Origin of the sequence: Pararoseomonas baculiformis (genome assembly GCF_017813395.1) — a bacterium.
Taxonomy (GTDB): Bacteria; Pseudomonadota; Alphaproteobacteria; order Acetobacterales; family Acetobacteraceae; genus Roseomonas; species Roseomonas baculiformis.
On sequence record NZ_JAGIZB010000063.1, the window covers coordinates 1 to 8,208 of the forward strand.

Here is an 8,208-nt window from a genome sequence, read left to right on the forward strand (position 1 = left end):
TCTGGCGAGAGCAGGGTTTGCTCACGTCGCGGCGCAGCACCCACAACGCAAAACCCCGCCCAGCCCTGCAACGCGCCCTGGCTTACGCCATCTGCCACGCCGCGTGATGGCCAAAGTCGAGCTTAGGCACGATAACGCTCTAACAACGCGCCTGATGAGCAGGGCAGGGGCGTTTGCCACTATCTGAAAAGTTCACGAGGCCGCACGATCGGTGGCTGTGCGCCCAAGGCGGTCCTTCAGCCGCCGATCCTGGCGGCTTCAAAGCGGACATGCTGTGGCGATGATGTCCCAGCTGTTGTTGGCTGAATGCGGTCGTTCGAAAGCGGTTCGAGCTTCGGCTAACCCGTGCTAACCGCGCCCAGTGCACCAACCGGCTCCAGTCGGCGTTCGTGCGGCACCCTCACCTCGCAGACCAATTAGAATGTCTCTCCAGCCAGGGAGATGACGGCAGGCAGCCCGCCTGCAGCCCGCAAGGGCAGTCCCCAGGTGGAGGCCTCAGACCCCCGCGGAAGGACCTGACAGCGGCCCAGCCCGGTCTTGCGCTGCCCCGCGTGCCGCGGCCAAGCCCTTCGGGAAACCACTCCGGTTGCTGTAATCGCGCCACCCACGTTGCGGGCGGGCATGCCGCGCCACCAAGCCCTTCTGACAGATCACGTCGAGCACGGTGATGCCGACAACGGCCAGCAACGCAGCCTCGACATTTTCCCGCCGCGGATTGTCCCGCCGCAGTGCGGAGAGCAGGACGAGGATGTCCAGCGCGTCGCCTGCGATGCGGCTGGCAATCCCCGGATTGGGGTTCGCGGAAAGCGATACCATTCCGCTCGCGATCTCCCGCGCCCCGAAGGCGCGGATCAGCCACTCGCGCCCCCGCAGCCCCAGTGCCCAAGCCAGCCGCTCCGCACCGAAAATCTCAAGCGCGCCCAGGCCGATGCTGAACCAGCCGAGCCCGCGCGCCAGCCGGTCCGACGCGCCGAGCGAGCTCGGCCCGGTGGATTGCACCTCCGGATCACTCGGCGAGCGAGCAATGCCGGCCATTCTTGTCATCATGTTCATCGCATGACCTCAGGGCTTGAGGACGACCTTCACGCAGTTGTCCTGCTTATTGCGGAACACCTTGTACATCTCGGGCCCCTCCTCGAGGCCGACCGTGTGGGTGATGACGAAGGAGGGATCGATCTTCCCCTCCTCGATCAGCCGCAGCAGCTCATCCGTCCAGCGGTTCACATGCGTCTGGCCCATGCGAAAGGTCAGACCCTTGTTCATCGCAAGCCCCATTGGGAACTTGTCCACCAGCCCCCCGTAAACGCCCGGAATGGAGATTGCGCCCGCTGTGCGGCACACATAGATCATCTCCCGCAGCACATGTGGGCGGTCACTCTCCAGCATAACCATCTGCTTCGCACGGTCGAGCAGCGTGTCGGGCTGGCTGATGGAGACATGCGCCTCCATGCCCACCGCATCGATGCATTTCTCCGGCCCCTTGCCGGAGGTGATGTCATCGAGGCGCCCGATGACGCTGTCCTCCTTGAAGTTGATGGTGATCGCGCCGCCCGCCTCGGCCATCGCGAGGCGCTCGGGGATGCAGTCGATCGCCACCACCTGCTTCGCGCCCAGCAGGATGGCGCTGCGGATCGCCATCTGGCCCACGGGGCCGCAACCCCAGATCGCCACCGTATCCGTCGGCTCGATGTCGCACTGGACGGCCGCCTGCCATCCCGTCGGGAAGATGTCACCGAGGAAGAGGACCTGCTCGTCCGTCAGGCTGTCCGGCACCTTGATATGCGTCGTATCGGCGAAGGGCACGCGCAGATACTCGGCCTGCCCGCCGGGATAGCCGCCCGTCAGATGCGTGTAGCCGAACAGCCCCGCGGTGGCATGGCCGAACACCTTGTCGGCCAGCTCCTTCTTGCGGTTCGACCGCTCGCAGACGGAGAAGTTCTGGCGCTTGCACTGCTCGCACTCGCCGCAGAAAATCGTGAAGGGCACGACGATCCGGTCGCCCACCTTCAGCTTGCCCTTCGCGGCGGAACCCACCTCCACCACCTCGCCCATCATCTCGTGCCCCACGATGTCGCCGGGCAGCATGGCGGGGATGAAGTTGTGGAAGAGATGCAGGTCCGAGCCGCAGATCGCGCAGCTCGTCACCCTGATGATCGCGTCGCGCGGATCCTCGATCTCCGGATCCGAAACCCGGTCGCAGCGAATGTCTTCCTTGCCATGCCAGACCAAGGCTCTCATGGCGCCTGCCTCCTCTAGCCCGAGGGTGCTTGACACAGTCCGCGTTCGATGTCCGAAAAGCAGGAAAGAATCAGGGTTCGCGCGGGAATGGGCGGCGATTGTGAATGGCGGAACTTTCGCGCCAGTTCGATAAACGCCCGCTACAGAGCGGAGTTGCGGGTGCAGGCTGATTACGCGCTGTGACTACGATTTGATGCGGACTTAGGTACTGCCCGGAGCAGGTGGCCGAGCGATGATCACCTTCCCTCGGGATTAGTTCCATCTCACCAGCTTGTTCATAACAACCGACCTGCCGCGCAGCATCGAAGCCCCTGGCACAGTAGCGACGGCGGCGATTTTCGCGGCGGTTGCGCTCTACCCGGCACAGGTGCCCCCCGCCGGTTGGCGGAGATCGCTCTTCTCCGGAGGGCGTCGCCCCGCTGTCATGGCCCAGATCGCCGCAGGCCTTTGCCCGGTCGGGGCAGTGCTGCTGGCCCTCCTGGGGCCGGTGGCGACACACGGTTCGTGCTGCTTCACGGCGCCAGGAACGGCTAGGGGCAGAGCTACTGGCTGCTCAGGCGCGCTCGACCCAGGGCGGGGTGCCTCTCCTCTTTCCGCTAATACTGGACATGCTGGGACCGCACGAGACGTTCTTACTCTCCGGCGCCCTCCTGGCGCTGTTCATACTCGCGCCGCTGGCCCTCGCAGGACGAGTTCGCGGTCCAGAAGCAGGCCGGCCTCACCGGGAATGCAGAGTGTCGGGTTTCGGCGGCGTGTCATGTCCGCTTCGCGGTCCCGCACTCTCACGAGTAGCCATCCGCTCTCGGCCAGACTGCGCCGTTGAGCGCGCACCCATGCAGGCAGCACATGTGGCCATTCAGGAGATGAAGTGGCCTCCGGGGCTGCGCCCGACCTTCTAACGGCAGATATCGCGGCCCGAATGCTGCAGCAGTCAGGCGGGTAGGCGCCGGACTTGGCTGAGCAGGCGCGGGCCCCGTCCGTTCCACGCTGCCGACCCGAGAGCCCAGCGATTACGGACCTGACCAACCACTCCGGCCGGGCACTTAGGCACGATAAAACTCTATTATCGTGCCTAAGGGAGAGGGACGGGCAGATTGCCATGAGTGCACCCGCCCTGGCACATTGAAACGGGCCGGAGTGGCGGGGCGGTGGGCACCGGACCGACCGGCCGAAGAGTGCAGGGGGGGTGGGGGGATGACCGGGAGAGACGCGCGAAGCCCAGCAAACAGGAGGCTTTTGCCACACCCGCCTGAGGAACACTGGCCTTGACGCAGCCCGACGGGACCGGCCGGGCGCCGCTCCCCCCGGCTGTCCGGCGCCTCGTGGGCCAGGCGCTTCCGCCCGAGGCCCTGGCCGTGCTCTCCGGGCCGGTCGGGGATGCCGTGGCGAGGGCCGCCGGCTATGCCGGCCGGGCGCTCTCGGAGAACACCCGCCGGGCTTATGAGAGCGACTGGCGCGCCTTTTGCGCCTGGTGCGAGGCGGGCGGCATTGCCCCGCTCCCGGCCTCTCCGGTGGTGGTGGCTGGCCACCTCGCCAGCATGGCCCAGAGCCTCGGGCGGAGCGGGTTGCGCCGGCGCCTGGCCGCCGTTGCCCATCAGCACCGGCAGGCGGGGCATCCCTGGGAGACACGGCACCCGGCGATCGGGGCGACGATGCGGGGCATCCTCGCGACTCACGGCAGGACCACACGTCCCGCGGCAGCCCTGACCTCGGTGGAGGTCAAGCGGCTGCTCGCGACCTGTGGCACCGACACGGCGGGGGCACGCGACCGGGCGCTGCTGCTGCTGGGCTTTGCCGGGGCGCTCCGGCGCTCGGAACTGGTCGGGATCGACCGCGAGCACCTGCGCTTCACCTCGAAGGGGATGACGGTGTTCATCCCGCGCTCCAAGCGTGACCAGGAGGGGGAGGGGGCCACGATCGGGATCCCGCGCGGGCTGAACCCGCTCTCCTGCCCGGTGCGGGCGATGGAGGCGTGGCTCCGGCGCACCCGGATCGAGTGGGGTCCGGTGTTCCGGCGCCTCAGCCCTGGTGGGGCGCTGGAGGAGCGGCTGAGCCCGCAAGGGGTGTGGCGGATCCTGCGCCGCCGGGCGGAGATGGCCCGGCTCACGGTGGATGAGACCGAGCGGCTCTCCCCGCACGGGCTGCGGGCGGGGTTCATCACCGAGGCCTATCTGAAGGGGGCGCTGGATGAGCAGGTGATGCACCACGCCCGCCAGAAGAGCATCGCGACCACCCAGGGCTACCGCCGCCGGGCCAAGATCACCCAGGACAGCCCGGCCCGGCTGCTCGACCTGTGACAGGGGCGACGTGGCGGGTGGGAGGTGAGGCAGGAGAGGAGAGCGCAGGGGAGGGGATCGCCGGGGACGGGGCGCGGCCCGACTCACCGGACCATCCCTGGCAGCCCACCCCTGTCCCGGTGGACTGGCTGTGGAACGTGCTGGAGGTGGGTGGTGCGGCCGAGCGGGTCGAGGCGTTCCGGGCGGCCGCGGCCGGTTCGGGGGTGGTGCCCTGGGTGCTGGACCTTGCGGCTCTCGAGGAGGAGTTCCTCCTGCCCATGGCAGGTCCCCAGGACGGGGTGCGGGCGATCAGCCTCGCAGGGGCCAAGATCCTCGCCCGGCGCCTGCGCGACGCCGCGGCCGCCAACCACGGGGCGGCACTCGCCCGGATGAACACCGACCGCAGCTGCCCCTTCGACCTGCACCGGCTCCTGCCGGTCCCGCCCGCCATCCTCGCGCTCGGGCCGGAAGAGATGGTGAGTCGGGAGTGGCTCCGGACCCACTGGGGCGTGACCCGGCCGTTGCGGCACGTCCAGGTGCTCCCGAGCACGCTGGATGGCCGCAAGAAGAGGATGGGCCAGCTGCGGGTGGGCTTCTGGTCGGCGGACTGGTCGCCCTGGGCAGCCATCGCCCGGCTCCGCCGCACCTGGCCCGGGCTCTCCCTTGAGCTGCGGCCGCACTACCCGGGGCGGGCCGGAGGAGCGCGAGCCGGGGCGCGCCGGGATGGCTGAGGCTCAGGCCGCGGCCGGTGCGGAGGCGGCGAGCTGGGAGGGGGAGGGCAGGGGCGCTCAGTCCGGATCTGCCCCGCTCCATCTGGCTCCTCGGCTCAGTGTCGATGGCTTCGAGGGCCCGCTCGACTTCCTGCTGGAGATGGTCCGGCGCCAGCGGGTCGACCTCGGCCGGCTCTCCATCCTGACCCTGACGGACCAGCTGGTGGGTGCCATCGAGAGCGGGGAGGGGCGGATCCCGCTCGAGCGCCGGGCGGAGTGGCTGGTCATGGCGAGCCGGCTCCTGCTGCTCAAGGCGCAGCTCCTGGCCCCTGCGAGCCAGGAGGAGGCGGAGGCGGCGGAGGCGGCCGCGGCCCGCCGCCTGGAGCAGCTCGACGAGCTCTCCCGCATGCGGGCGGGTGCCGACTGGCTCGCGGCACGGCCGCAGCTCGGGAGGGGGGTGTTCGGCAGGGGAGGGAGCACCCCGGCCCAGGCCCGGCCGCAGGCGGAGCTCTACCTCGACTTCCTGGAGGCGACCCTCGCCATGCTGGAGGGAGGGGCAGGGCAGGCCGCCGAGCCAGCCCCCACCTACCGGCCCCGCCCGCCCGAGCTCTGGCGCATCCCGGACGCACTCCGGCGCATCGCGGAGCTCCTCCAAGAGAACCCGGCCTACCTGCCCCTGGAGCGCTGCCTACCGCCAATCCCGCACCACGCGCCCGACCGGCCGATCCGCCTCCGGGCGGCGCTCGCCAGCACCTTCGCCGCGGGGCTGGAGATGGCAAGGGATAGGAGGGTGGCTCTCGGGCAGAAGGAACCCTTCGGACTTGTCACGCTTGCGCCCCTATCCTCTGAGCCTGTGATAGACGCCTGATTTTGAAGGCGCAGGGCTGATTGTTCGCAGAAGTACGGTGTGGACCAGTACGACGGATCCCGCAGGCTAGGTGGCTGGACACAGGCGCTATCAGGATGGCGGTCTAGCTGGGTGATGGCAGCCTACCCGCCATGACGCCGTCGCCTAATCCATACCGCGACTTCCCCTACCCAGCGGCTGTCATTCAGCACGCGGTCTGGCTCTGTCATTGCTTCAGCCTGAGCTTGCGTGACGTCGAGCTGATCGTGGCGGCGCAGGGTGTCGTGGTCAGCTACGATACCATCCGCGAGTGGGGCCTGCGCTTCGGCCGGCTATTCGCCAACACTCTATGGCGCCATCGGCCCCGGCCGGGCGAGAGGTGGTCGATGGATGAAGTGTTCATCCGTATTCGCGGCCAGCTGCACTATCTCTGGCGTGCGGTCGACCAGGACGGCAACGTGCTAGAGCGGTTTCCCATCAGTCTGGGTCGTAACCAGCTGCGGCAAAGTAGTTGGCGCATTCGGCTGGGGTGAAGGTTGGGATGAGGCTGCCGATGGTGTTCCAGAGGCCATCGACGGTGCGCTCGGCGGCTTTTCGGAGCAGCGCCTTCAGTTTGGAAAAGGCGTTCTCGATGGGGTTGAGGTCGGGGCTGTAGGGCGGGAGGTAGAGCAGGCCCGCGCCTACGGCCTCGATGGAGGCTCTGATGCCCGCACCCTTGTGGCTGCCGAGGTTGTCCATGACGACGATGTCGCCAACCTTCAGCTCCGGCACGAGGACTTGGTCGACATAAGCCTGGAAGGCGCAGCCATTGATCAGGCCGTCGAGCACCATGGGCGCGACCATGCCGGTGTTGCGCAACCCCGCGACGAAGGTGGTGGTCTTCCAGTGCCCGTGCGGGATGCCGGCTCGCAGGCGCTCTCCCCGGGGCGCCCGGCCGCGGGTACGGGCCATGTTGGTGGATGCCCCGTTCAAAGCAGTGCTTTGAACCATCGATGAAGACCAGCCTGGCAGGATTGAGATCGAGCTGGCCCTCGAACCACGCCCAGCGTCGCTTCAGGGCGTCCGGACGGTCCTGTTCCGCAGCGTGGGCTGACTTTTTTTCCATGTCATCCGGCGCCGGTGGAAGAAGCGCCACAGCGTGCCGATCCCGGCCGATACGCCCGCCTCCGCCAGCTCGGCCCGGATCTCCTTGAGGGTGATGTCGGAGCTCCGCTTGACCAGGCCCAGGATCAGCGGCGCGTGCGCCTCGATCCGTGCCGTCCGGCGGTCCCCGCCAAGCGGCCCCGGTGCGACCGAACCTACCTCTCGCGCCAGCGTGGCCCAGCGGCTCGCGCTCGACGCGCTCACCCCGAAGCGGGCCGCCGCCGCCCGCCAGGACGCACCGGCAGCGATCGCTGCTACCACCCGCTCCCGGAGATCCACTGACAGCGCCTTCGACATGCCCAGGGCCTCCTCGCCAGGGACACTGAATCACCTGAATACGACCCCGTGGATCACAAGCGATTCAGTCAGGCCGGAAACCGCTCTAGACATTCTTGTGCAGAGCCGGCGAAGCACCCAGGCTGCCAATCGGTTCTTTCGCAAGCTCCTGAAGGTGTTGCAATACATCCCGCGAGTGATTGTCACGGACAAGCTAAAGAGCTACGCCGCCGCGAAACGCGACATCCTGCCTGGGGTGGAGCACCGACAGAGCCGGTATCTCAACAACCGAGCCGAAGTGTCGCACCAGCCAACGCGACGACGAGAGCGGCAGATGCAGCGGTTCAAATCGGCCCGTCACGCGCAGCGTTTCCTCTCCACACACAGCCGGATCCACAACCACATCCAGCTTCGGCGCCACCACGTAACCGCCACTGAATACCGTGCCGCTCGGGACGCGGCATTTCGCACATGGCGAGATGTGACCGGAGTGGCACGTGCCGTGTGAGGCAAGTGCCAGCCGTAAGCTCTCTACATCGCCATCATCATCAACCTGACAACGCCCCGTAGAGGGTCCTGACCCTACCCCGTGACGCGAATTGCAACCTGCTCGTGGGTCGCATTGTAGGCAAGGTATTCGTGAGGGAGCTTCCGTTGCTCCGCAAATTCCGCGAATGCGCGAAATTCGTGTTCCTCCCAGCCCGGATAATTGAAGAAC

At 67.8% G+C, this 8,208-nt stretch carries 7 protein-coding genes and 1 pseudogene; 5 read left to right on the top strand and 3 right to left on the bottom strand.

Annotated elements, in window-relative coordinates:
• Positions 1 to 495: 495 nt before the first annotated feature.
• Positions 496 to 1,035: a hypothetical protein gene (locus J8J14_RS24120; RefSeq protein ID WP_209382085.1), complete on the bottom strand. Its 540-nt coding sequence runs from the start codon at positions 1,033 to 1,035 to the stop codon at positions 496 to 498.
• A 27-nt stretch (positions 1,036 to 1,062) separates the two neighbouring features.
• Positions 1,063 to 2,238 carry a zinc-dependent alcohol dehydrogenase gene (locus tag J8J14_RS24125; protein ID WP_209382086.1) on the bottom strand — a complete coding sequence of 392 codons (1,176 nt, stop codon included), beginning with the start codon at positions 2,236 to 2,238 and terminating at the stop codon, positions 1,063 to 1,065.
• Between the two features lie 1,265 nt (positions 2,239 to 3,503).
• Between J8J14_RS24125 and J8J14_RS24130 the strand changes: the two genes are divergently transcribed.
• The 4 genes from J8J14_RS24130 (at position 3,504) to J8J14_RS24145 (ending at position 6,604) form a co-directional block, all read left to right on the top strand.
• Positions 3,504 to 4,535 carry a tyrosine-type recombinase/integrase gene (locus J8J14_RS24130; RefSeq protein ID WP_209382087.1) on the top strand — a complete coding sequence of 344 codons (1,032 nt, stop codon included), beginning with the start codon at positions 3,504 to 3,506 and terminating at the stop codon, positions 4,533 to 4,535.
• Positions 4,532 to 5,245, top strand: a complete 714-nt coding sequence (locus tag J8J14_RS24135) for a hypothetical protein (RefSeq protein ID WP_209382088.1) — start codon at positions 4,532 to 4,534, stop codon at positions 5,243 to 5,245. The genes J8J14_RS24130 and J8J14_RS24135 overlap by 4 nt, the downstream gene beginning before the upstream one ends.
• Entirely contained in the window at positions 5,238 to 6,092 is an 855-nt protein-coding gene (locus J8J14_RS24140; protein ID WP_209382089.1) for a segregation and condensation protein A, read from the top strand. The genes J8J14_RS24135 and J8J14_RS24140 overlap by 8 nt, the downstream gene beginning before the upstream one ends.
• Positions 6,093 to 6,316: 224 nt before the next feature.
• Positions 6,317 to 6,604, top strand: a complete 288-nt coding sequence (locus J8J14_RS24145) for a DDE-type integrase/transposase/recombinase (protein ID WP_209382090.1) — start codon at positions 6,317 to 6,319, stop codon at positions 6,602 to 6,604.
• Here J8J14_RS24145 and J8J14_RS24150 read toward each other — a convergent pair.
• Positions 6,549 to 7,511: pseudogene (locus J8J14_RS24150) on the bottom strand (IS630 family transposase). The gene J8J14_RS24145 and the pseudogene J8J14_RS24150 overlap by 56 nt on opposite strands.
• Between J8J14_RS24150 and J8J14_RS24155 the strand changes: the two are divergent.
• Complete coding sequence (locus J8J14_RS24155; RefSeq protein WP_245216140.1) at positions 7,510 to 7,998, top strand: DDE-type integrase/transposase/recombinase; 489 nt, start codon at positions 7,510 to 7,512, stop codon at positions 7,996 to 7,998. The pseudogene J8J14_RS24150 and the gene J8J14_RS24155 sit on opposite strands and share 2 nt — an antisense overlap.
• The last annotated feature ends 210 nt before the right edge of the window (positions 7,999 to 8,208 follow it).